The organism is Labrenzia sp. THAF191a (assembly GCF_009363335.1).
Classification (GTDB): domain Bacteria; phylum Pseudomonadota; class Alphaproteobacteria; order Rhizobiales; family Stappiaceae; genus Roseibium; species Roseibium algicola.
This window is the reverse complement of record NZ_CP045333.1, coordinates 750,144-773,913: the sequence shown is the minus strand read 5'-3', so window position 1 is coordinate 773,913 and position 23,770 is coordinate 750,144. Positions and strand designations below refer to the sequence as shown.

Sequence of the window (23,770 nt, the reverse complement as noted above, 5' to 3'; positions counted from 1 at the left end):
ATCGGCAACCATCGTGGCGGTCATACGCCGGCTTCAAATGCCTCGACCAGCTCGAGGAACGCCTCGCCGTATTTTTCAAGTTTGGACTGCCCGACACCGGAAACGGCCAGCAGCGCATCTTCGGTCACCGGGCGCGCAGCGGATATCCCAGCCAGCGTCGCGTCTGTGAACACCACATAGGGCGGTACGCCCTGATCGCGGGCAATCTGGGTGCGCAGCCTGCGCAAGCGTTCGAACAGCAGCCTGTCTTCATGGTCCAGTTCATCGGCGATGGAGGCCGTACGTGAAGAACTCGTCCGTTTCAGGCCAGCCGCGCTCCGGTCCTTGCGCAAGGCGAGCTTCTCGTCACCGCGCAGGACGCTCCGCGCCTTTTCCGTCAGAACCAGAGCACCGAACTGGGCATGGTCGACATCGACGTAGCCTGCGGCGACAAGCTGACGGGCAATCGACTGCCAGGTCTTCTGCGGCACGTCCTGACCAATTCCGAAAACCGACAGCGTGTCATGGCCGAAGCGGGTGCTTTTCTCGTTGGTCTTGCCCAGAAGCACATCTATGACATGCGCCGTGCCGAAACGTTGACCAGTACGATAGATCGCCGACATCAGCTTTTGGGCAGCTTCCGTGCCGTCCCAGGTCTCCACCGGGGACAGGCAGGTGTCGCAGTTGCCACAGGGTTTGGGGTAGGTCTCGCCGAAATGGGCCAGCAAGGCCTGACGACGGCAACCGGCCGTTTCACAGATGCCGAGAAGCGCATTCAGCTTGGCATTTTCCGCGCGCTTGACCTCCTCGGGTGCATCGCCCTCGGCAATCATGCGCCGGCGCTGCACCAGATCTGCCATGCCGTAAGCCATGAAGGCTTCGGAAGGAGCGCCGTCGCGGCCTGCGCGGCCGGTTTCCTGGTAATAGGCCTCGACCGAAGACGGCAGATCCAGATGCGCGACATAGCGCACATCCGGCTTGTCGATACCCATGCCGAAGGCAACCGTCGCCACCAGGCACAGCCCTTCTTCCAGCAGAAACGCATCCTGGTTGGCTGAGCGCTGTTCCGCGGGCAGGCCGGCATGATAGGGCAGGGCCCTGATGCCCTTAGAGGTCAGCCATTCGGCGATGTCCTCGACCTTTGCCCGCGACAGGCAATAGACGATGCCGCTCTCGCCGGAGTGCTTCTTCAGGAAATCCAGCAGCTGCTGGCGCTGGTTGGTGCGCTCGACAATCTCGTAGCGGATGTTGGGCCGGTCGAAGCTGGTGGAAAAGACGGCGGCGTCTTCCAGCTGCAGGCGGGCCAGAATGTCTTTTTGGGTGTGCGGGTCGGCAGTCGCGGTCAACGCCACACGCGGCACGCCCGGATAGCGGTCGCGCAGACAGGACAGTGACATGTACTCCGGACGGAAGTCATGTCCCCACTGGCTGACGCAATGCGCTTCATCGATGGCAAAAAGGGCAATCTGCAGCGTGTCCAGGAACTTGCGGAAGCTCTCGGTGCCCAGCCGCTCCGGTGTCACGTAGAGCAGGTCGATTTCACCGCGGCGCAGGGCACTGCGAATGCCGTCCTGTTCTTCAGGTGACAGCGTGGAATTGAGGGCCGCGGCCTGAACGCCAGCGGCGCGAAGCGCACCGACCTGGTCTTTCATAAGCGCGATCAGCGGCGAGACGACGATGCCGACCCCACGCCGGCACAGCGCCGGGATCTGGTAACAGAGCGACTTGCCTGCGCCGGTTGGAAACAGAACGACAGCGTCGTTGCCGTCCACAAGCGTTTCGATCACCGCCTGCTGCTTGCCCCTGAAGCTGCTGTAGCCGAAAACCTTCTGCAGAACCGCAAGCGGCTTCGGCTCCGGACGCACGGTCGGAGCAACGGCATGCTGCACTGGAATGACTTCCTCCGCGGCAACAGCGGGCGAAACGGGCATGGGTGAGACGGGTCCTTTGATTCTCCCGCACAATGTCTTATTCGCGGAAGAAGGGCAATGAAGGCGGAACCGCGCCTGTGGATGACGTGCAGGCCCTGGTCAGAGCATCAAAAAATCAGATGCTTAGGAGACGCGTGGAGGCGGTGCGTTGGCACCTAGAACTCGGCGTCCGGATCCGTCGCCAGCGTTTCGGCGCAGTGAATGCGCATCTGTTCGGTCAGATCGCCAAGGTCGCCTTCAAGTTTTTCCGGCCGGATCGGCTTGCCGAAATGCACGTTGAACTTGGCATGTTCCTTGTTGAGCAATTCGTTGAAGACCGTCATGTCGCGCAATTCGGTCGACACTCTCGCAAGAAAATAGAACAGGCCGGAATTGCGCCCGCCCATGTGCATGGGAATGATCGGGGCCTTGTTCTTGCGTGCCAGCGCCAGGGCTGACGTCATCCAGGGCCGTTCTGTCAGCTTGCCGTCGTGCCAATAGGCCAGGCGCCCGGAGGGAAACAGCACCACCACCCGCTCCTTGGCAAAGGCGGAGGAGGCGAGCTTGATCGTTTCCTTGGATTTTTCGCGGGTCTTGAAGTCAGCACGCCATTCGACCGGAATGATCATGTCGGCAAGGCGCGGGTTGATGCGGATGGCATCGCGGTTAGCAAAGATCGCTAGATCGTTCCGGCGGGACTTGATCGCATCATAAAGGACGATGCCGTCGGCAATGCCGGTTGGGTGGTTGGACACCAGAACGACGGGGCCTTCCTGCGGAACCCGTTCAAGGCCAAGCGTGGTGACGTCAAGCGACAGCAATCCGCTCAAATGGGCAAAAACCTCCAGCGCTTCCATCTGCGCAATGGTGTCGGCCATTTCGACGGCGGACTTGTAGCGAAGGATCTTGTGAGCGAAGGGTCTGATGAAGGGCCACCACGGGCTGGCCATCACCAGCTTGCCCCGTTCGGCAATCAGAAGGTCGACGATATGCTGCTCAGAAATCTGCCTCTGTGCCGCGGCCTGACGGCGCGTCGGCAAGGTGTCTGTCGTCTGGTCGGTCGTCCGCACAATGCACCTCTGCCCACGAGATTACTGCCTCACTCCGATGCATCGTTAACGAAATCAGCCTCTTGGTGCAAATGATCGTTGTACGAATTTCAGGATCGGAATCCGCCCATCGGCGGCTCAGCTCCATAGGGAACTGGTGAAAATTGCCAGCGATGTCAAGAAGGAGGCTGCCCAGGCAAGCGAGCGCGGCGAGGCGCGGTCCGCCCAGTAGCAGCCGATATAAATGATCCTCAGTAACACGAAAAGCACGGCGAGCCTGTCGATCCAGTGCGGGTCGCCGCCCTGGTTGAGGCCAACGAAAACGGCAACCGCAAACAGGGGAAATGCCTCGAAGCCATTCGCCTGTGCCCCCTGTGCGCGGGCGCGGAAACCGTCTCGCCAATAGTCCGGGTCACGTGGGCGGGCGTTGTCGAAGGACTTGTCCAGTTTTGCCGGAAAGACGGAAAGCAGCGGCAGGATGGCGGCGGCAAGGACACACCAGAAGGCGACGGGCATGTGGGCTCCTCAGGAACGTGTTGCAGGTCTTGCGCGCGAATACCCGGAATGAGGCTGCAGCGGGGTACCGGGCTGCACGCGAGCGTTTGTGCGCATATCTATCAGGCTCGTGGAAGATATCCTCATGATTTTCGATGTTGCCCCGGGTTTGTCATAAAGTCTTCCCGTCCCGGCGCTAGGGGGAGGCCGCCCATGACGTGATTGGCATGGGCCGCAGCCGCGAAGGAATGCCCCTTGTCGAAAACAACCGTTCTGTTCGTCTGTCCGGACAACAGCCTGCTGTCGCCCCTGGCCGAAGCCTATCTGAATTTTCGGGCAGGTGGTCTGATGCGGGCGTTCTCCGCAGGTGTGGCTCCTTCCCAGGAACTGAGCCGGCATGTGCGCCGGATACTGTCAGCACGGGGAATTGATGCCAAAGGGCTTGCGCCCAAGCCGATCGACATTTTCCTGATGCCGCATGCTGAAATTCCCGACAGGGTCGTCTATCTCGCTGACCAGGTGCCGGTAGCCTTGCCGCCGCAATGGAAGACCACGACATCGAGCCATTGGTGGAACATTGCCGCAAAACCGCCTTTTCCGGATGGTTTTGGTGCCTGCGCCACTTATTTCGAGAAGATTGCCGAGGCGATCGACAGGCTTGTGGAGCCGCCAAAAACAGCAGGCAAGGCCGTCTCGAACCGGGTTGCCTGAGCGATCAGAAAACGGTCGATTCTCAGGATTTTGGATTTTCGACAAATTGTGGGCTAAGAGTTGCTCCCATATTGGGACGAAGGTGAGGGATTGATTCGTCATGATGCGCGCGGGAAAGTTTGTTTTGATCGTCGGCCTGGTGGTCCTGGCAGCTGGTTGCCAGAGATTGTCCGGAGGCCGGAATTATGCCGAACCGCTGCCGGCGACCCCGACTACACCCGTAGGCTCGGGACAGCTTGCACCGCTTGATCCCAACGCGCCGGCCGGCGGTCTCAACGATCCGTCGGCTCAGCCGACCGACCTGGCCAGCAACCCGGTTGCAGCGCCTGCCGATGCCAAGGAAGTTGGCCGGACAGACCTTCTGGGTGGCTGGAAAATCACCTCCGCTGGCGACAACTGCATGGCCTTCATGACGCTGACAACATGGTCCGGCGGCTACCGTGCAAATACCAGAGGTTGTGCTTCGCCTGTACTGTCCGGGATCTCTGCATGGGACCTGAGTGGCAATCAGGTGGTTCTGAAGGACGGCACCGGCCTGATCGTTGCACAGCTTTACTCCAGCGCTTCCGGCCAGTTCAACGGTCAGACGTCTACCGGATCGCCGATCTCGCTGTACCGTTAAGGCCCCTCCGTATTTATGCTGGACAGCTCGCGCTATAGGTGTATATTTGCATAGCTACCGGAAAGGCTGTGCAAATGTCAAAATATGAACCACTGCGGGAACACTTGGCACGACTGGAAGATGTTGTCTGGGCGGCCAAGCTGAACGAAGTCGAAGATATCATAGGCTCGTCGCTGCCCAAGAGCGCCCGGGAACACCGGACATGGTGGGCAAATTCCGGCGGCAGTCTCGTTCACCAGAACGCCTGGCTTGATGCCGGCTGGCGGGTAGAGCGAACCGATCTTATGCGCGATGTCATCGTCTTCCGCCGGTTGCGCATCGGCGGAACCGTGGCCGGGGTGTCCGCCCGTATGGATCGGACCGCCAAGAATCCGCAAAAAACTGCAGAAAAGCGGCTCACCAAGGAAATGGCGGCCCTTCGTCAGCCTGCAACCGTGACGTTGCGCTCCGAATGGACCACGCTTGGCGATGTCCAGCGCACGCCCTGTTCCAATTCCATCATTCCGCAGGAAGGCGGCGTTGTGCGCTTCGCGGCCATGGAAGGAGACGAAGTCGTCACTGCCATCGTCGCAACCTTGTCGGTTCACAAGGCCTATCGCAGCCTGCGCATGGCGATGAAGGGTCTGGACGACGATACCGGCAGCCGTGTCGGTACGGAGCTGTTCAAGAAGGCCGGTTTCGATGCTGCCGCACCAATCGAATGCGATGTCGTCAAGTCCGGCAATGCCTGGCTGCTGACCGACGGTCGTGGCCGCAAGGCCAATCTGGACGACCAGTCCGAGTGTTATCTGGTTGCCCAGCTGCTCTATCTTCAGGAAGTCCAGAACGGTCGCAAGACGGCCCTTTACCTGCGCTAAGCGTTGTCTGAGTGCTTTTTGCGCTCAGCCGGGCACAGGCATGATGGCCGGGTCCAGTCAGGCCGAGCCGTTTGGGCGTTCATGATTGCGTTCCTCCCGCACAGGACCCCTCCCTGTGCCCTGCGCCCGTAACCCTCCCACCGGTTGCGGGCGCTGTTTGTTCAGAGGGCGTATTGCCTTCCTGTTTCGAGTTCCTCAAGCTTCGGTCTGTGTTTTTCTGCCCATTATCAGTGAATTGCGAACCGGGCTGCTGGGTGCAGTGTTCCGTCAATGGGGGCAGTGATGGCGGGGCCGGAAGGAGCGTCATCGCTGGATCAGTCGCATACCTTCCCCTGAGAGCACGCCTTCGATGAAGGATGTCTTGCCGGAATTGTATGTTTCCCAGTCGGAGGGCGAACCGGCCTTGAGGGCAAGGTTCCGTTTCAGGGCGGCGTAGCGCCCGGCAAGGCTGGCATCGCCGCGCAAGGCGTCTCGAAACTTGCGCCTCTGCTCAGGTGAGGGGCAATCGGATGCACACAGACACAGCCGATGCGCGATAATCAGCTCTTGATTTTCCCTCTCGTTCGACCGGGGGCCTGGCCCGGCTGGCCGGGTCATTTGCACTCCGTCTTCCCGAAAGCGGGCGCCGAGATCATGGTAGCCATACAGCAGGAGGTCGTTGCTGAGTGCAGCCGGTGAAAATCCGGGAGCCAGCGTTACATCGATATGAAGTTTGGGTTTGGCAATCAGCCCAGGGACGGCCGTGGACCCGACATGGTCCAGGCGCAGGGCCCTTGCTCCCAGGAGATGTCCGAGGTCGTCGATCAGCAGGTCAGCCTGGCGAAACCAGTCCGGATTATGTGGGAGCAACGGAATGGACATGAGGTCTGAAATCCTTAAATTTCAAACGGTTGAAAAACAAATCCGTAAGAATGTGTGATCGTATGCAACCATATCATGACTTGCATCTGCGACGTTTTGACCTTATTCCGCCGTGCAAATAGATACGTCCAAGACCCCATGAATTCTCATGGAGGGAGCAGCACCCTTGAAGATGGAACTGCCGGTCAACCGCGCCCTGAGCGCCCGCTACGACGCGCTCATCGCGTCGGGTGAGATCAAGGAAGACCCCGTGCAACGGGAGGCGGTGCGACAGCTCGATCTCCTGAACACCCGTCTTGCCGAAACCCGCCTGGCCTCCAAGAAAAGTTCACTTGGCTGGCTGTTCGCCAACAAGAAGAACCAGCTCTGGGCCTCCGTACAGGGGCTGTACATGTGGGGCGGTGTCGGGCGCGGCAAGACGATGCTGATGGACCTCTTTTACGAGGTCACGGTCATCCGCCGCAAAAGGCGTGTGCATTTCCACGAGTTCATGACCGATGTGCACGAGCGCATTCATGCCCACCGCCAGGCGCACAAGCGCGGCGAGGTCAAGGGTGACGATCCGATCCCGCCTGTGGCGAGCCAGATTGCCGAAGAAACGCGGCTGCTGCTGTTTGATGAGTTCTCGGTGACCGACATCGCCGATGCCATGATCCTCGGCCGCCTGTTCACCCAGCTTTTCGAGCGCGGCGTCATCGTTGTCGCCACGTCCAACGTCGAGCCGTCTCTCCTCTACAAGGACGGGCTCAACCGCCAGCTGTTCCTGCCCTTCATCAAGATGCTGACCTCCAAGGTGGAAGTGCTGCATCTGGACAGTCCGACGGATTACCGGCTGGAGAAGCTTGCTGGTGCGCCGGTCTATGTCACGCCTCTTGGCGAGAGTGCAAACGCCCAGATGGATGAGCTCTTTGCCAAGCTGACGCACGGCATGACACCGCATTCCGAAGAGCTGGAGAACAAGGGCCGCAAGATTGCCGTTCCCTGTGTTGCGGCGGGAGCGGCCAGGTTCACCTTCGACGACCTGTGCATGCAGCCGTTGGGGGCAAGTGATTATCTGCGCATCGCTCATGCCTTCGGCACGGTGTTTCTGGACAACGTGCCCGTGCTGTCCAAGGCGCGGCGCAACGAAGCCAAGCGCTTCATCAATCTGATCGATACGCTTTACGATAACGGCATCAAGCTGGTGGTATCGGCTGAGGCCGAGCCGCAGGATCTTTACGTCGGCGAGGACGGCACGGAAGCCTTTGAATTCGACCGGACAGCCTCCCGGTTGATCGAGATGCGGTCCGAGGCGTACCTTGCGGGAGAAAGACGACAAGTACACGCATAGGTCTGCATTCCCTATAGGTGAATTATGCAGACGGGAAGATCTGAGAAAATTTGTCCGGCATCGCGCAATATTCTTTTGGCGAGGTTGCGCGGGCGGATCAAAGGGAGTAGTGCCATCCTCAGTCATCAGAGGATGGCATGGAGTTCCATCTTACGTAAAGGGAAACTTTCGAAATGGCGCGGAACAAGATTGCCTTGATCGGCTCTGGTCAGATCGGCGGCACGCTCGCACATCTGGCAGGTTTGAAGGAACTGGGAGACATCGTGCTCTTCGACATCGCGGAAGGTGTTCCGCAGGGTAAGGCACTCGACCTGGCCGAGTCCTCCCCGGTCGATGGCTTCGATGCCAAAATGGCGGGTGCCAACAGCTACGAAGCCATCGAAGGCTCGGACGTTGTCATCGTTACCGCCGGTGTTCCGCGTAAACCCGGCATGAGCCGCGACGACCTTCTGGAAATCAACCTGAAGGTTATGGAGCAGGTTGGCGCCGGCATCGCAAAGTATGCCCCGAACGCATTCGTCATCTGCATCACCAACCCGCTCGACGCGATGGTCTGGGCCCTGCAGAAGTTCTCCGGTCTGCCGAAGAACAAGGTCGTCGGCATGGCAGGCGTACTGGATAGCGCCCGTTTCCGTTACTTCCTGGCAGACGAGTTCAACGTCTCCATCGAAGATGTGACCGCATTCGTTCTCGGCGGCCACGGCGACACCATGGTGCCGCTGACCCGCTACTCCACCGTTGCCGGTATCCCGCTCACCGATCTGGTCAAGATGGGCTGGTGCACTGCCGAGCGTCTGGAAGAAATCGTCCAGCGTACCCGTGACGGCGGCGCGGAGATCGTCGGCCTTCTGAAGACCGGCTCCGCTTTCTACGCTCCGGCGGCTTCCGCCATCGCAATGGCCGAAAGCTACCTGAAGGACAAGAAGCGCGTTCTGCCGTGTGCTGCTGCTCTCGACGGTCAGTACGGTCTGAAGGACACCTATGTGGGCGTTCCGGTCGTGATCGGCGCCGATGGCGTCGAGCGCATCATCGAGATCGACCTGCAGGGCGACGAAAAGGCCAACTTCGACAAGTCTGTCGCTTCCGTCGACGGTCTGGTCGAGGCCTGCAAGAAAATTCAGCCGGCGCTCGCCTGAACCGGGCCCGCCTAAGGGAATTTGCGGCCGTTCTTCCTGCCGGGAAGAACGGTCCTCCGACAACGGGGGAAACACATGAACATTCATGAATACCAGGCCAAGGCCGTTCTGAAGGAATACGGTGCACCGGTGGCCGAAGGCGTTGCCATCTTCTCCGCCGACGAAGCCGAAGCAGCCGCCAAGAGCCTTCCGGGCCCGCTCTGGGTCGTGAAGTCGCAGATCCACGCTGGTGGCCGCGGCAAGGGCAAGTTCAAGGAACTGTCCGCTGATGCCAAGGGCGGTGTCCGTCTGGCTTTCTCGCTGGACGAAGTCACGTCCAACGCCAAGGAAATGCTCGGCAACACGCTGGTCACCAAACAGACCGGTGCCGCCGGCAAGGTGGTCAACCGTCTCTACATCGAAGACGGCGCCGACATCGAGCGTGAGCTTTACCTCTCCATTCTGGTCGACCGGACCGTTGGCCGCCCGGCTTTCGTTGTCTCCACCGAAGGTGGCATGGACATTGAAGCGGTGGCCGAAGAAACCCCCGAAAAGATCGTCACCCTGCCGATCGATCCGGAAACCGGTGTGACCGAAGCCGATGCCGCCAAACTGTGCGACGCGCTGGAACTGACCGGTGCGGCACGCGAAGACGGCATGAAGCTGTTCCCGATCCTGCACACGGCTTTCGTCGAGAAGGACATGAGCCTTCTGGAAGTCAACCCGCTGATCGTCATGAAGGACGGCCGCCTGCGCGTACTGGATGCCAAGGTTTCCTTCGACGGCAACGCCCTGTTCCGTCATCCGGACATCATGGAGCTGCGCGACGTCACCGAGGAAGACGACAAGGAAATCGAGGCCTCCAAGTACGACCTCGCCTATGTCGCTCTCGACGGTGACATCGGCTGCATGGTCAACGGTGCCGGCCTTGCCATGGCGACCATGGACATCATCAAGCTCTACGGCGCCGAGCCGGCCAACTTCCTCGATGTTGGCGGTGGCGCTTCCAAGGAGAAGGTGACGGCCGCGTTCAAGATCATCACGTCCGATCCGAACGTGAAGGGCATCCTGGTCAACATCTTCGGCGGCATCATGCGCTGCGACGTGATCGCGGAAGGCGTGGTTGCAGCCGTCAAGGAAGTCGGCCTGCAGGTTCCGCTCGTTGTTCGCCTGGAAGGCACCAACGTGGAACTCGGCAAGAAGATCATCAACGAAAGCGGTCTGAACGTGATCGCCGCTGACGATCTCGACGACGCCGCCCAGAAAATCGTGAAAGCGGTTAAAGGTTAAGCCCGGAGGCGCGCAATATAGATGGTATTTGGGCTTTTGGTCCTACTGCTCCTCTATAGCCCGGCATTGATGACTTTATGGGTTGCCATTGTTGGACGTAGAAAATGGACGGTTCGAAAGGAAGTCTTGGTTTCTAAAGTGATTATCGCCGTTTCAACAGTTTTGTGCCTTGTCGTATGGATGAGCTATTTTCTGGAGGACTTTGATATTGCTCGAGCAGCCTACATTACCGTTGCATATAATCTGACTGCTGCCTGCATTGTATCTCTGGTTATTTACATTGCAGGACCTCGGTCTAGACAGCGTGCCGCCAATACGAAGGAAACATGATAGATGTCTATCCTCGTCAATAAAGACACGAAAATCATCGTTCAGGGCCTGACCGGCAAGACCGGCACGTTCCACACCGAACAGGCGCTTGAATATTACGGCACCAAGATGGTCGCCGGTGTGCACCCGAAAAAGGGTGGCGAGACCTGGTCTTCCGGTGTCGACAGCGCGGCTTCTCTGCCGATCTTTGCGAGCGTTGGCGAAGCCAGGGAAGCAACCGGTGCCGACGCCTCCGTGATCTACGTTCCGCCGGCAGGCGCGGGCGCCGCGATCATCGAGGCCATCGAAGCGGAAGTTCCGTTCATCGTCTGCATCACCGAAGGCATCCCGGTTGCCGACATGGTCAAGGTCAAGGCCAAGCTGGAGAAATCCAAGTCGCGCCTCCTCGGCCCGAACTGCCCCGGTATCCTGACCCCGGAAGAATGCAAGATCGGCATCATGCCGGGCTCCATCTTCAAGAAAGGCTCCGTCGGTGTTGTTTCCCGCTCCGGCACCCTTACTTATGAAGCTGTCTTCCAGACCACCAATGCCGGCCTCGGCCAGACGACGGCTGTCGGCATCGGTGGCGACCCGGTCAAGGGCACCGAGTTCATCGACGTCCTGGAAATGTTCCTGGCCGACGACGAAACCCAGTCGATCATCATGATCGGCGAAATCGGTGGCTCCGCGGAAGAAGACGCGGCGCAGTTCCTGAAGGACGAAGCCAAGCGCGGCCGGTCCAAGCCGATGGCTGGTTTCATCGCCGGACGGACAGCGCCTCCGGGTCGTACCATGGGCCACGCCGGTGCCGTTATTTCAGGCGGCAAGGGCGGTGCAGAAGACAAGATCGCTGCGATGGAAGCTGCTGGCATCAAGGTGTCACCGTCTCCTGCGAAGCTCGGCGAGACCCTTCTCGAAGTCTTGAAGGGCTGATTCTGCAAGAATCTTTAGCGATGGGGACGGAAACTGTTTACGTTTCCTGTCGCATGATGAAAGGATGGGTTCCGGCGCGGTTTACGTGCCGTAACCATTTTTCGAGGGGTCGGTGGGAACCATCGGCCATTGTAGGGAAACCGGCCGCGGGTCAATTTTTCGGGCCCGCCTAAACAAAAGGGCGGAGGATACCTCCGCTAAAGGACATGGCACGGCAGGAAGCGAACAACGTATTCGCACTGACGTCGTTGCTTTACGGCGCCAACGCAGCCTATATCGAAGACCTCTACGCACAGTACAAGACAGATCCGAGCTCGGTCGACGCCGAGTGGCAGGACTTCTTTGCGGCCTTCCAGGACGAGAAGGAAGCAGTGCTGAAAGAGGCTCGCGGGGCGACCTGGAAACGCAAGGACTGGCCGATCGAGGCCAATGGCGACCTCGTCAATGCATTCGACGGCAACTGGGGCCCGATTGAGCAGAAGCTCGGCGACAAACTGAAGAAGAAGGCTGAAGCCAAGGGCGAGCCGGTTTCGGATCAGGAAGTTCATCAGGCGACCCGCGATTCCGTTCGCGCCCTGATGATGATCCGCGCCTATCGCATGCGTGGCCATCTTCATGCAGATCTCGACCCCCTCGGCCTGGCCGGCAAGGGCGATCACGAGGAGCTGCATCCCTCCTCCTACGGCTTCACCGAAGCCGACTGGGACCACAAGATCTTCATCGACCACGTGCTGGGTCTGGAATACGCCACCATCCGCGAGATGATGGACATCCTGAAGCGGACCTATTGCTCGACGCTGGGTGTCGAGTTCATGCATATCTCCGATCCGGCGGCCAAGGCCTGGATCCAGGAGCGCATTGAAGGTCCGGACAAGCAGGTCGCCTTCACCACGGAAGGCAAGAAGGCGATCCTGAACAAGCTGGTCGAAGCCGAAGGTTTCGAAAAGTTTCTGGACGTAAAATACACCGGCACCAAGCGCTTCGGCCTGGATGGCGGTGAAGCGCTGATCCCGGCGCTGGAACAGATCATCAAACGCGGCGGCTCGATGGGCCTTAAGGAAATCGTGTTCGGCATGGCCCACCGTGGCCGCCTGAACGTGCTTTCCCAGGTGATGGCCAAGCCGCACCGGGCAATCTTCCACGAGTTCAAGGGCGGCTCCTACGCGCCGGACGATGTGGAAGGCTCCGGCGATGTGAAGTATCACCTCGGCGCGTCTTCCGACCGGACGTTCGACGGCAACGACGTGCACCTGTCGCTGACGGCAAACCCCTCGCACCTGGAAATCGTCAACCCGGTGGTTCTGGGCAAGGCGCGCGCCAAGCAGGATCAGCTGGCTGCCGACGAGAACGGCAACTTCGTCGACACGACCGAAATCGACCGCGGCACGGTTCTGCCGCTGCTGCTGCACGGCGACGCCGCATTCGCCGGCCAGGGTGTTGTTGCGGAATGCTTTGGCCTGTCCGCGCTGCGTGGCCACCGCACCGGCGGTTCGGTCCATGTGATCATCAACAACCAGATCGGCTTCACCACCAACCCGCGCTTCTCGCGGTCTTCGCCCTATCCGTCGGATATGGCGAAGGTGATCGAGGCGCCGATCTTCCACGTCAACGCGGATGATCCGGAAGCCGTCGTCTTTGCGGCCAAGATCGCGATTGAATATCGCCAGACGTTCCATCGTCCGGTGGTCATCGACATGATCTGCTATCGCCGCTTCGGCCACAACGAGGGCGACGAGCCGGCGTTCACGCAGCCGATCATGTACCGCAAGATCCGCAAGCATGCGACGACGCTGCAGCTCTACTCGGAACGCCTGATCAAGGAAGGTGTTCTGACACAGGACGAAGTCGAGCACATGAAAGCCGACTGGCGCAAGCATCTGGACGACGAGTTCGATGCCGGCCAGGCCTTCAAGCCGAACAAGGCCGACTGGCTGGACGGCAAGTGGGCAGGCATGAAACGGGCCGACGACGAGGACGATCCGCGGCGCGGTGAAACCGGTCTGCCGATGGATGAACTGAAGTCGATCGGCCGGGCTCTGACCCACGTGCCGGACGGTTTCAACATCCACCGCACGATCGCGCGCTTCATGAACCAGCGCGAGCGCATGATCGAGACCGGCGAAGGCATCGACTGGGCAACCGCTGAAGCGCTAGCCTTCGGTTCGCTGCTGAAGGAAGGCCACCCGGTGCGCCTGTCCGGTCAGGATTGCGAACGCGGCACGTTCTCGCAGCGCCATTCGGTCCTGTACGATCAGGAAGACGAGAGCCGGTATATTCCGCTCAACAACGTCTCTCCCGATCAGCAGCGCTACGAGGTCATCAACTCGATGCTCTCGGAAGAAGCCGTGCTTGGCTTCGAATATGGCTACTCGCTGGCAGAGCCGCGTGCTCTGACACTCTGGGAAGCCCAGTTCGGCGACTTCGCCAACGGCGCCCAGGTGGTGTTCGACCAGTTCATCTCTTCGGGTGAGCGCAAGTGGCTGCGCATGTCCGGCCTCGTCTGCCTGCTGCCGCATGGCTACGAAGGTCAGGGACCTGAGCACTCTTCCGCCCGTCTGGAGCGTTACCTCCAGCTTTGCGCCGAAGACAACATGCAGGTTGCGAACTGTTCGACGCCGTCGAACTACTTCCACATTCTGCGTCGTCAGCTGCGCCGCGATATCCGCAAGCCGCTTATCCTCATGACGCCGAAATCCTTGCTGCGTCACAAGAAGGCGGTATCCACACTGCAGGAACTCGGTCCGGAGTCCTCCTTCCACCGTCTGTTGTGGGACGACTGGGGCCCCAACCTGAATTCGGAAGGCAAGCTGGTTTCAGACGACAAGATCCGGCGCGTCGTGATGTGCTCGGGCAAGGTCTACTACGATCTGTTCGAAGAGCGTGAAAAGCGCGGCGTCAACGACGTCTACCTGCTCCGCGTGGAACAGCTCTATCCGTTCCCGAAAAAGGCGCTGATGCTGGAACTGGCGCGCTTCCCGCAGGCCGAAATGGTCTGGTGTCAGGAAGAGCCCAAGAACATGGGCAGCTGGTTCTTCGTCGAGCCCTACATCGAATGGGTCCTGGAGCAGATCGACGCCAAGCACAAGCGCCCGCGCTATGCTGGCCGCAATGCGATGGCATCGACCGCAACCGGCCTGATGTCCTCGCATCTGGCGCAGTTGCAGGCGTTCCTCGAAGAGGCTCTGGGAAGTTAGTCACAAGAGGGCCTTCGGGCCCTCTTTCAAAAATTTGGCCAGGTAATTTTAAGAGAAGGCGACCATGGCAACCGAAATTCGCGTCCCCACGCTGGGTGAATCCGTTTCCGAAGCGACTATTGCGCAGTGGTTCAAGAAACCGGGCGACGCCGTCAGCCAGGACGAGCCCCTTGTGGAACTGGAAACCGACAAGGTAACCGTCGAAGTTCCGGCACCGGCCGCGGGCACGCTGGAAAGCATCGTGGTCAAGGAAGGCGACACCGTTGAAGTTGGCGCCCTGCTCGGTCAGATCGCAGAAGGCGCGGGTGCTCCGGCCGCGAAGGCTGAAGCGGCTCCGGCAAAGGCTGACGCCAAGGCCGAAACCAAATCCGAAAAGGCTCAGCTGGTTGATGTCGTCACGCCGAGCGCTGGCGAATCCGTCACCGAGGCGGAAGTCGGCGAATGGAGCGTGAAGGTCGGCGACGTCGTCAAGGCCGACGACACACTGGTGGAACTGGAAACCGACAAGGCGGCCCAGGAAGTTCCGGCCCCGGTCGCCGGCACCATCGTCAAGATCGCAGTTGAAACCGGTACGACCGTGGAACCCGGCGTTCTACTCTGCCAGATCGATCCGTCAGGCGAAGGTGCTGCTGCTGCTCCGGCAGCCGCTGCACCGGCACCGGCTGCGTCCGCTCCGGCTGCAAGCGGCGGGTCTTCCATGCCGCCGGCTCCGTCTGCTCAGAAGATGATGGCTGAAAACAACCTTTCCGCCGACCAGGTTGCCGGGTCCGGCAAGCGCGGTCAGGTGCTGAAGGAAGACGTCATCAACGCGATCGCCTCCGGTGCAACCTCTTCGTCGTCAGCGCCGTCGGCTGCTCCCGTTGCCCGTGGCCCGGTTGCCGCCCAGGACGAAATTCGCGAAGAACGCGTTCGCATGACCAAGCTGCGCCAGACCATTGCGCGCCGCCTGAAGGACGCACAGAACTCCGCGGCCATGCTTACCACCTACAACGAAGTGGACATGGGCCCGGTCATGGAACTGCGCAAGCAGTACAAGGACCTGTTTGAGAAGAAACACGGCGTCAAGCTCGGCTTCATGGGCTTCTTCACCAAGGCGGTGACCCATGCGCTGAAAGAGATCCCGGCAGTTAATGCCGAGATCGACGGCACCGACATCATCTACAAGAACTTCTGCCACATCGGCGTCGCCGTTGGCACGGACAAGGGCCTTGTGGTTCCGGTTGTGCGCGACGCGGACCAGATGTCCATCGCCGAGATCGAGCAGGAAATCGGCAATCTCGGCCGCAAGGCGCGCGACGGCAAGCTGGGCATGGCTGATATGTCCGGCGGCACCTTCACCATCTCCAATGGCGGGGTGTATGGTTCGCTGATGTCTTCGCCGATCCTGAACGCGCCGCAGTCCGGTATCCTGGGCATGCACAAGATCCAGGAACGTCCGATGGCTGTGAACGGCCAGGTGGTGATCCGCCCGATGATGTATCTGGCGCTCTCCTATGACCACCGGATTGTCGACGGCAAGGAAGCCGTGACCTTCCTGGTTCGCGTCAAGGAAAGCCTGGAAGATCCGCAGCGTCTGGTTCTGGATCTCTGATCCGGTTCAGTGCCTTGCGTGTGCCTTGCCGGGAACTCCCCGGCAGGGTACCCGGACATTTTAAGGTTGCCTGGCCAGCGGCGTTCCAGCTCTCGCGGTTGAATGCCCGTCGGTCTGGCCCAGGAGGAGCCGCATTGTGAGCCTGGAATTTCTGATTACTGCTCTTGTCGTGGTGCTCGTTCCGGGCACCGGTGTTGTTTATACGGTTGCCGTCGGGCTTGGCAGAGGCCGTCAGGCATCCGTTGCCGCGGCCTTCGGCTGCACCCTCGGTATCATTCCCGCAATTCTGGCGTCCGTCGTGGGCCTGGCAGCTCTGATGCACACCAGTGCCCTGGTGTTCCAGGGCGTGAAATACGCCGGTGTCGCCTATCTTCTCTACCTTGCCTGGCAGACGCTGAAAGACAGCGGACCGATGGAACTGAAAGCCGACAGGGGATCGCGCAAGAGCTTCCTTGCAACGGCGCGCACCGGCTTCCTGATCAACATCCTCAATCCCAAGCTGACAGTATTCTTCCTCGCCTTCCTGCCGCAATTCGTCAGCCATGATGCCGTCAATCCAACGCTCGACATGCTGCTGATGGGCGGCGTCTTCATGGCAATGACCTTCGTTGTCTTTGTCATCTACGGCGCGTTTGCTTCACTGGTCGGCGAGAAGGTGTTGAAGAGCGATCGTGTGATGGTCTGGATGCGCCGGACCGTGGCTGCGACCTTTGCCGGGTTCGGTTTGCGGCTGGCTCTGGCGGAGCAATAATCGGATCATCGCCGACACGGTGTGAGACGGTCAGGAGGAACAGGAATATGAACGCCATAAAGCGTTATGCCCTTTGGGTTGTTCTTGTCGTCTGGACCGTCCTCGGATTGATAGTCGCTTCGCACGCAGGCGAACAACGCACTGCGCTAGTGATCGGAAACGCGCAATATGGCTATGGCCCGCTCGCCAATCCGGTCAATGACGCTCTGGCCATCGCCCGCGCCCTCGACAAGGCCGGCTTCGAGGTCATCCTTCAGACCGACGCCAACCGCGATGCCATGGAACAGGCGATCCGGGCCTTCGGTGATCGGCTGAAAAAGGAGGGTGGTGTCGGCCTGTTCTATTACGCTGGCCACGGTATCCAGATTAAGGGCGAAAACTACCTGCTGCCTGTGGCAGGGGATGCGCCGGCGGACGAGGTCCTGCAGCAGCAGTCGGTCGCGGTCAGCGAGGCCGTGGAAGTAATGACGTCGTCCCATGACGGGCTCAACATCGTCGTGCTGGACGCTTGCCGCAACAATCCCCTCGGTGGGTCGTCGTCCGGCCTGTCGCGGATCGACAGCAACGCGCGCCTGTTCGTCTCGTATTCGACGTCACCTGGCTCCGTGGCTCTGGACGGGCAGGGCAGCAACAGCCCCTTCACCAAGCATCTGGCCAGCGCCATCGCGACCCCGGCGCTCAATCTGGAAGAAACCTTCAAGCGCACGCTGAAGGGTGTCTTCCAGGAAACGAACGGCCAGCAAACGCCCTGGATTTCCTCGTCCTTCTTCGGAGATTTCACCTTCGTTGACGGCGGCACGGATAATCCGGCAGGATCTGTGCCCAAGATGGCCGCTCTTGCGGCGATTGGAACCGCGCTCAAGGAGAGCACTGCGCGCACCGGTCCGGCCCGCCAGATCTCGGGTGTCTACCGGGTCGAGGGGACTAACCCGAACGGAACGACCTACGACGGCATGCTGGCAATCACGCCGGAAGACCGGAATGTGCGGCTCACCTGGTGGATCGGGACCGACGTCTTCACCGGTGTCGGCGAGTTCGCCGGCCGCATGCTGGTGGTCAACTGGGGAGACAAGCACCCTGTCGTCTATTCCTTCACTGGCGCGGAAACGCTGGACGGTGAATGGGCGGACGGCTCGGCCAGCGAAAAGCTGACGCTCTATTCGCGCACTGCGCCGGTCGAGGCGGAAGGACTGACTGGCAATTATTCGGTTGCCGGCCGAAACCCGGACGGCACGACATATGACGGTACGGTCGTGTTGACGCAGCAGGGCCGGACATTCACGCTGATCTGGACAGTCGGCACCGACAGCTATCGCGGCGCGGGTGAACTGGACGGCAACGTGCTGACAGTGGACTGGGGCGACAAGACGCCGGTGGTTTACGCGGTCATGTCGGACGGACATTTGAAAGGCCTCTGGGCTGCGGGCCGAGGCGCTGAAGAACTGACGCGCATTCAAGGGCAATAGGAACGGGAGCCGGTGGGAATTCATGACTGACACGGTTGTATTGGTGACGGGCGGGAGCCGGGGGATCGGCGCTGCCGTCAGCCGCAAGGTTGCGGCGCTCGGTCACAAGGTGATCGTCAACTACACGCACAACCAGGCTGCCGCCGATGCTCTTGTCGAGGAAATCAAGGCGGCTGGCGGCGAAGCCGTGGCAGTTCAGGGTGACGTCCAGAATGAAGCCGACGTGCTGCATCTTTTCGCCGAAGCCGACAAGCTCGGCACTCTCAAGGGGCTGGTCAACAATGCCGGTGTTGTCGACTATTCCCAGCGCGTCGATGAAATGACCCTGGAACGTCTGACACGAATGTTCTCCATCAACGTGATCGGGGCCTTCCTGTGTGCCCGCGAAGCGGTCAGGCGCATGTCGACCAAGCATGGCGGCACCGGCGGCGTGATCGTCAATCTCGGGTCTGCAGCCTCCAAGCTGGGGTCACCTTCCCAATATGTCGACTACGCGGCCTCCAAGGGAGCGATCGATACCATGACAGTCGGGTTGGCGCTGGAAGTTGCCGACGAAGGTGTTCGCGTCAACGGTATTCGCCCCGGCATTATCGACACCGATATCCACGCCTCGGGCGGCCATCCTGACCGGGTGGCCCAGCTCAGGTCCAAACTGCCCATGAAACGTGCCGGAACCGCCGACGAGGTGGCCGAAGCGATTCTGTGGCTTCTCTCCGACCAGTCCAGCTATACGACCGGTGCCATCCTCGATGTCTCCGGCGGCAGGGCAATCCTTCCCTAACCCCCATTCAAACCAGAAATGAAAGAGGCAAAGGCGACCAAAATGTCCCAATATGATCTCGTCGTCATCGGAACCGGTCCTGGCGGCTACGTCTGCGCGATCAAGGCTGCGCAGCTCGGCCTGAAAACGGCTGTCGTCGAAAAACGCGCAACGCTTGGCGGCACCTGCCTCAACATCGGCTGCATTCCGTCCAAGGCGCTGCTGCATGCCTCGGAAATGTTCGAGGAAGCCGGCCACGGTTTCGAAAAACTCGGCATCAAGGTAGCGAAGCCCAAGCTCGATCTGACGGCGATGATGGAACACAAGACCGGTGTGGTCGACGCCAATGTGAACGGCGTTGCCTTCCTGATGAAGAAGAACAAGATCGACGTTCACACCGGTACCGGCAAGATCCTGGACAAAGGCAAGGTCGAGGTTACCGATGCCGACGGCAAGGCAAGCGTACTGGAAACGAAGAACATCGTGATTGCCACCGGTTCCGACGTCATGCCGCTGCCGGGTGTCGAGATCGACGAGAAGCAGGTGGTCTCTTCCACCGGCGCTCTGGAACTGGACAAGGTGCCGGGCAAGCTGCTCGTCGTCGGTGGTGGTGTCATCGGCCTTGAGCTCGGCTCCGTCTGGAACCGTCTCGGTTCGGAAGTGACCGTGGTCGAGTTCATGGACAAGATCCTCGGCCCGATGGACGGTGACGTTTCCAAGAACTTCCAGCGCATGCTGAAAAAGCAGGGCATGGAATTCAAGCTGTCCTCCAAGGTCACGGGTGTCGAGAAAAAAGGCAAGGGCCTTGCCGTGACTGTAGAGCCGGCAAAGGGCGGCGATGCGCAGGTTATCGAAGCCGACATCGTTCTGGTTGCCATCGGTCGCCGTCCATACACGGAAGGCCTGGGCCTTGATGGGGCAGGTGTTGCCCTGGACGAGCGCGGCCGCGTCAAGATCGACACCCACTACAAGACCAATGTCGACGGCATCTACGCCATCGGCGATGTGGTTGTCGGTCCGATGCTGGCCCACAAGGCCGAGGACGAAGGCGTTGCCGTTGCCGAAATGCTGGCAGGCCAGGCTGGTCACGTGAACTATGATGTCATCCCGGGTGTTGTCTACACCCAGCCGGAAGTCGCTTCCGTCGGCAAGACCGAGGAAGAACTGAAGGCGGCGGGCGTCGAGTACAAGACCGGCAAATTCGTCTTCTCCGCAAACGGCCGCGCGCGCGCCATGAACAAGACCGACGGTTTTGCCAAGGTTCTAGCGGACGCAAAGACCGACCGCGTGCTGGGTGTTCACATCGTCGGCTTCGGTGCCGGTGAGATGATCCACGAAGCTGCGGTCCTGATGGAGTTCGGTGGATCTTCCGAAGACCTTGCGCGCACCTGCCACGCCCACCCGACCATGTCGGAAGCGGTCAAGGAGGCAGCCCTCGGCGCATTTGCGAAGTCGATCCACGCGTAATCAACGCTTGAACGGTGTCTTTTCGATATCGGTTCGGGGCATCCGGTCACCGGGTGCCCCGTACCATTTTTGTTGGATCGGCCGTCCTGCGGACCGGCTGACGCCATTCAAGTTTGAAGTTCTGCAAGTATACGTAAAAAATGCCGCGCATCTGCAACCAATGCGCTAGAGTGTTGTCCTGTCAGGGGTGGTGCATTTCAACAAAAGGCAGGAGATGCTTTGCTTGAAAGGCAACGGGGCAACAATCAAAATCTGAATCTCACCCGCTGTTGGCTGTCAGCCTGGTCTTCGTGGTGTTCTGCCTCAGATTGAACCTTCGCACCGCTGCGCTTTTCACACCGTTGATCTTTGCACCCATGTATGTCGTTTCCGGCTTCCGGCTGGAACTGACGGGTTCATTCATCTGAATGCTCGGTCTGCTGCTGGTCCTGCCGGTTGCAGTCAGGGCTGGCACGGGTGACACGCTGCAGACCGGTCCGGAAACTGTTGCCAGCGTTGCGGGTACCGCGTTTCTGGGAATTGCTCCACTGACCGCACTTTCCCTGCCCGACTACCTGAAGGGCAGGCATGACGTTGCTGAAAGGGTTTGGCCGGAGAACGCCTATCCCCACGTCCTCCAGTTCTCCTGCATTCTGGGCCGTCATTCCTGTAATCTGCCTGCCAAAAGCTGGAAAATGATGCGTCTGGAAAGGTTAGGGGAACGGTGATGGCAACGGAACTCGGCTCAGGCACCGGACCAAGACCGATAGACGAAAGCTAGCAGCACGCTCCCTGGCGGCTGCCATCGCCACGAACGTGCGTGCCGTTGGGGAGGCACGGGACTGGACAAGGCTCGCCTGAAGCCGGGCAAAAAGGCTTGTCAGTGCTCCTTCAGGCAGAGGCCATGGTCGCCGAAAGCCTTCAGAACGTTGCATTCGGTCACCGTGTGGTCGCCTTCGCAGCTTGTTGCGATGCGCTTCAACTCCGCCTCCAGTTTGCGCAGGTGGGCAATCCTCTGGCGCACCGCCTTCAACTGATCTTCGGCAATCCGGTTTGCGGTTTCGCACGGTTTGTCCGGATGCTGGCTGAGGTCTATCAGGTCGCGGATGGCCGGCATTGGCAGGCCGAGGTCGCGGCAATGCTTGATGAAGCCAAGCCTTTCCAGGTCGCTGGACCGGTAGCGCCTCTGGTTGCCCTCGCTGCGGATCGGCGCTTCCAGCAGGCCTTCCTTTTCGTAGTAACGAATCGTCGGAACCTTCACGCCGGTCCGTCTTGAAAGGTCGCCAATTGAAAAATCCATAAAAAGCCTCTTGAAGCTCTAGTCGCTATAGCAATTACAAGGGACAGGAACCGAAAATCAAGCGACTCGAACAAGGAGTGCATCATGGGTGCCTGTTGCGGACATTCCCACGGAACATTTGACGGAATGTCGAAGGACTATCGCCGCCGACTCTGGCTGGTGATCGCGTTGAACGGTGGCATGTTCATCGTCGAGATGATTGCCGGCCAGGCAGCCGGCTCAAAGGCGCTGCAGGCTGACGCTCTCGATTTCTTCGGTGACGCGGTCACCTACGGTATATCATTGGCTGTCATTGGCGCATCGCTGAAGACCCGGGCCCTGGCTGCGCTTGCGAAGGGCACAAGCCTGTTTCTGATGGGCGTCTGGGTGGCTGCCACCACGCTCTATCAGGTGTTCGTGCTTGGCGTACCGCAGGCCGCAGTGATGGGTTCCATCGGCTTTCTGGCGCTGGCCGTGAACCTTGCCAGTGTCCTGCTGCTGGTCCGATACAAGGATGGTGACGCCAATGTGCGTTCCGTCTGGCTGTGTTCGCGCAATGATGCCATAGGCAACGTTGCCGTGATGCTGGCGGCCGCCGGTGTCTGGGGAACTGCGAGCGCCTGGCCGGACCTGATTGTCGCCGGTCTCATGGCAGCTCTCTTCGTCAGTTCCTCGGTCCAGATCCTGAGCCAGGCCATAAAGGAATACCGGCACAAGACGGAGCACGAAGTGGCGGCTGAATAATTCGCCCTTTCCGGAACGTGCCTCAAACGGTGGTGCTTCCCAGATGCACCACCGTTATTTCCGGAGGAACTCCGAATCGGACCGGCAGGATCGAGCAGCCAAGACCTCCGGAAACGATGAGGTGGCGGGGGTCCGTTTCAAGGCCCAGGTGCCTTGCCAGCTTCGTTCCTTCCGTTTCAACGATGTGGCCATAGGCGTAGCTTTTCACGCTGCGTTTGGGAAAGGCCGGTTTGTAACCGAAACAGTTGACCTGCCCGCCATGGGTGTGGCCGCTGAGGGTCAGGCTGACGCGGCCCGGCACTTCACGGATGATGTCGGGTTCATGTGCCATCAGCAGCACGGGCGCATCGTCCGTCACCTGGGCAAGCGTACCGGTCAGGTCATCCAAACCTTTCCAGCGGTGCCGTTTGATCTTGCGGTGCGGTCTCAGCGCCAGCTGGTCGTCGACGCCGGCAAGCCAGAAAGCCTGGCCGTCCTTTTCGAACCGTTGAGCCCGGTTCTGGTAAAGGGGAATGCCGGCGTTCAGCAACGCCTGACCATATCTGGTCGGTCCACCACCGGTCAGCTGCGCGTCCGCGTCGTCCCACCAGTCGTGATTGCCGAGAATGGCGTGGGTCCCGAGCGGGGCCGACAGATCACCGAAGAGATCAGCCCACGCCTGTGGCGGGATCGGGTCGTATTGCCATTTGTGGCTGGCAACATAGTCGCCCAGCATCAGGATGATGTCGGGCTTCAGCGCGTTGGTCTGCCGGACGATGGAGCGAACCCGCTCCAGGCCCATCCAGGGATCGCAGACATGCGGGTCGGCTATCAGCGCGGCTTTCAGTTTCAGCCCTCTGGGCCATCGTGGAGGCGTCAGGTGATAATGCTTCAGGCTGAGCCGAAAAGGCTCAACGCCAATCGCGTAGGCAGGAGCGGAAACGGCACCCAGCATTGCGATGCCACAGGTTTGCAGGAAACGGCGTCTGGAAATCATGAGACTGTATCAACCGGTTCTTCAGGACAGTCTCGAGTGAACCGGGCTATTGAGGCGTCGATACGGCCCGATAAAGGCAGGTTTCAGCAGATTTCGTGCAGA

General features: G+C 60.1%; 21 protein-coding genes. 15 read left to right on the top strand and 6 right to left on the bottom strand.

All coding sequences use genetic code 11. The features are described 5' to 3' along the window. Positions 1-20: 20 nt before the first annotated feature. The 3 genes from recQ to FIV05_RS03580 all read right to left on the bottom strand — a co-directional run bounded on the left by recQ (position 21) and on the right by FIV05_RS03580 (position 3,454). Positions 21-1,910 carry a DNA helicase RecQ gene (gene recQ, locus FIV05_RS03590; protein WP_022999026.1) on the bottom strand — a complete coding sequence of 630 codons (1,890 nt, stop codon included), beginning with the start codon at positions 1,908-1,910 and terminating at the stop codon, positions 21-23. A 155-nt stretch (positions 1,911-2,065) separates the two neighbouring features. Continuing rightward, positions 2,066-2,959 carry a 1-acyl-sn-glycerol-3-phosphate acyltransferase gene (locus tag FIV05_RS03585; protein ID WP_022999025.1) on the bottom strand — a complete coding sequence of 298 codons (894 nt, stop codon included), beginning with the start codon at positions 2,957-2,959 and terminating at the stop codon, positions 2,066-2,068. Positions 2,960-3,076: 117 nt separating this feature from the next. Beyond that, entirely contained in the window at positions 3,077-3,454 is a 378-nt protein-coding gene (locus FIV05_RS03580; protein ID WP_022999024.1) for an MAPEG family protein, read from the bottom strand. Positions 3,455-3,688: 234 nt separating this feature from the next. On the opposite strand from FIV05_RS03580, the gene FIV05_RS03575 reads away from it, so the two are divergent. The 3 genes from FIV05_RS03575 to FIV05_RS03565 all read left to right on the top strand — a co-directional run bounded on the left by FIV05_RS03575 (position 3,689) and on the right by FIV05_RS03565 (position 5,623). Further along, positions 3,689-4,144, top strand: coding sequence for a hypothetical protein (locus FIV05_RS03575; protein WP_208984382.1), 456 nt, complete (start codon positions 3,689-3,691; stop codon positions 4,142-4,144). A 100-nt stretch (positions 4,145-4,244) separates the two neighbouring features. Then, positions 4,245-4,766, top strand: a complete 522-nt coding sequence (locus FIV05_RS03570; RefSeq protein WP_022999022.1) for a protease inhibitor Inh/omp19 family protein — start codon at positions 4,245-4,247, stop codon at positions 4,764-4,766. Positions 4,767-4,840: 74 nt separating this feature from the next. After that, a complete protein-coding gene (locus FIV05_RS03565) occupies positions 4,841-5,623 on the top strand; it encodes a hypothetical protein (RefSeq protein ID WP_022999021.1) in 783 nt (260 codons plus the stop codon). 303 nt (positions 5,624-5,926) lie between these two features. On the opposite strand, the gene FIV05_RS03560 is transcribed toward FIV05_RS03565, so the two are convergent. Continuing rightward, positions 5,927-6,484 (bottom strand): GrpB family protein, encoded by a 558-nt coding sequence (locus FIV05_RS03560; RefSeq protein WP_152508689.1) that lies wholly within the window; start codon positions 6,482-6,484, stop codon positions 5,927-5,929. 172 nt (positions 6,485-6,656) lie between these two features. Between FIV05_RS03560 and zapE the strand changes: the two genes are divergently transcribed. From zapE to FIV05_RS03505, 11 genes are all read left to right on the top strand, one after another. After that, on the top strand, positions 6,657-7,814 hold the full coding sequence (gene zapE / locus FIV05_RS03555; protein WP_031268680.1) for a cell division protein ZapE: 1,158 nt from the start codon (positions 6,657-6,659) through the stop codon (positions 7,812-7,814). A 173-nt stretch (positions 7,815-7,987) separates the two neighbouring features. After that, entirely contained in the window at positions 7,988-8,950 is a 963-nt protein-coding gene (gene mdh / locus FIV05_RS03550) for a malate dehydrogenase (protein ID WP_022999018.1), read from the top strand. Between the two features lie 75 nt (positions 8,951-9,025). Further along, positions 9,026-10,219: an ADP-forming succinate--CoA ligase subunit beta gene (gene sucC, locus FIV05_RS03545; RefSeq protein ID WP_022999017.1), complete on the top strand. Its 1,194-nt coding sequence runs from the start codon at positions 9,026-9,028 to the stop codon at positions 10,217-10,219. 333 nt (positions 10,220-10,552) lie between these two features. Next, positions 10,553-11,461, top strand: a complete 909-nt coding sequence (gene sucD, locus FIV05_RS03540; protein ID WP_022999015.1) for a succinate--CoA ligase subunit alpha — start codon at positions 10,553-10,555, stop codon at positions 11,459-11,461. A 206-nt stretch (positions 11,462-11,667) separates the two neighbouring features. Continuing rightward, positions 11,668-14,655 carry a 2-oxoglutarate dehydrogenase E1 component gene (locus tag FIV05_RS03535; protein WP_152508688.1) on the top strand — a complete coding sequence of 996 codons (2,988 nt, stop codon included), beginning with the start codon at positions 11,668-11,670 and terminating at the stop codon, positions 14,653-14,655. 64 nt (positions 14,656-14,719) lie between these two features. Continuing rightward, positions 14,720-16,246 carry a 2-oxoglutarate dehydrogenase complex dihydrolipoyllysine-residue succinyltransferase gene (odhB, locus tag FIV05_RS03530; RefSeq protein ID WP_055657191.1) on the top strand — a complete coding sequence of 509 codons (1,527 nt, stop codon included), beginning with the start codon at positions 14,720-14,722 and terminating at the stop codon, positions 16,244-16,246. Between the two features lie 136 nt (positions 16,247-16,382). Next, positions 16,383-16,997: a LysE family translocator gene (locus FIV05_RS03525; RefSeq protein WP_022999012.1), complete on the top strand. Its 615-nt coding sequence runs from the start codon at positions 16,383-16,385 to the stop codon at positions 16,995-16,997. 47 nt (positions 16,998-17,044) lie between these two features. Further along, the gene (locus FIV05_RS03520) at positions 17,045-18,463 is read left to right on the top strand and encodes a caspase family protein (RefSeq protein ID WP_152508687.1); all 1,419 of its coding nucleotides are present in this window, start codon (positions 17,045-17,047) and stop codon (positions 18,461-18,463) included. 22 nt (positions 18,464-18,485) lie between these two features. Continuing rightward, complete coding sequence (locus FIV05_RS03515) at positions 18,486-19,244, top strand: SDR family oxidoreductase (RefSeq protein WP_022999010.1); 759 nt, start codon at positions 18,486-18,488, stop codon at positions 19,242-19,244. 42 nt (positions 19,245-19,286) lie between these two features. Then, the gene (gene lpdA / locus FIV05_RS03510; protein WP_152508686.1) at positions 19,287-20,690 is read left to right on the top strand and encodes a dihydrolipoyl dehydrogenase; all 1,404 of its coding nucleotides are present in this window, start codon (positions 19,287-19,289) and stop codon (positions 20,688-20,690) included. A 407-nt stretch (positions 20,691-21,097) separates the two neighbouring features. Continuing rightward, entirely contained in the window at positions 21,098-21,397 is a 300-nt protein-coding gene (locus FIV05_RS03505; RefSeq protein ID WP_152508685.1) for a hypothetical protein, read from the top strand. Between the two features lie 152 nt (positions 21,398-21,549). Here FIV05_RS03505 and FIV05_RS03500 read toward each other — a convergent pair whose 3' ends face one another. Continuing rightward, positions 21,550-21,969, bottom strand: a complete 420-nt coding sequence (locus FIV05_RS03500) for a helix-turn-helix domain-containing protein (protein WP_022999007.1) — start codon at positions 21,967-21,969, stop codon at positions 21,550-21,552. An 84-nt stretch (positions 21,970-22,053) separates the two neighbouring features. Between FIV05_RS03500 and FIV05_RS03495 the strand changes: the two genes are divergently transcribed. After that, a complete protein-coding gene (locus tag FIV05_RS03495; protein WP_031268677.1) occupies positions 22,054-22,692 on the top strand; it encodes a cation transporter in 639 nt (212 codons plus the stop codon). A 22-nt stretch (positions 22,693-22,714) separates the two neighbouring features. Here FIV05_RS03495 and FIV05_RS03490 read toward each other — a convergent pair whose 3' ends face one another. Continuing rightward, positions 22,715-23,668, bottom strand: coding sequence for a metallophosphoesterase (locus FIV05_RS03490; protein ID WP_152508684.1), 954 nt, complete (start codon positions 23,666-23,668; stop codon positions 22,715-22,717). Between the last annotated feature and the right edge of the window lie 102 nt (positions 23,669-23,770).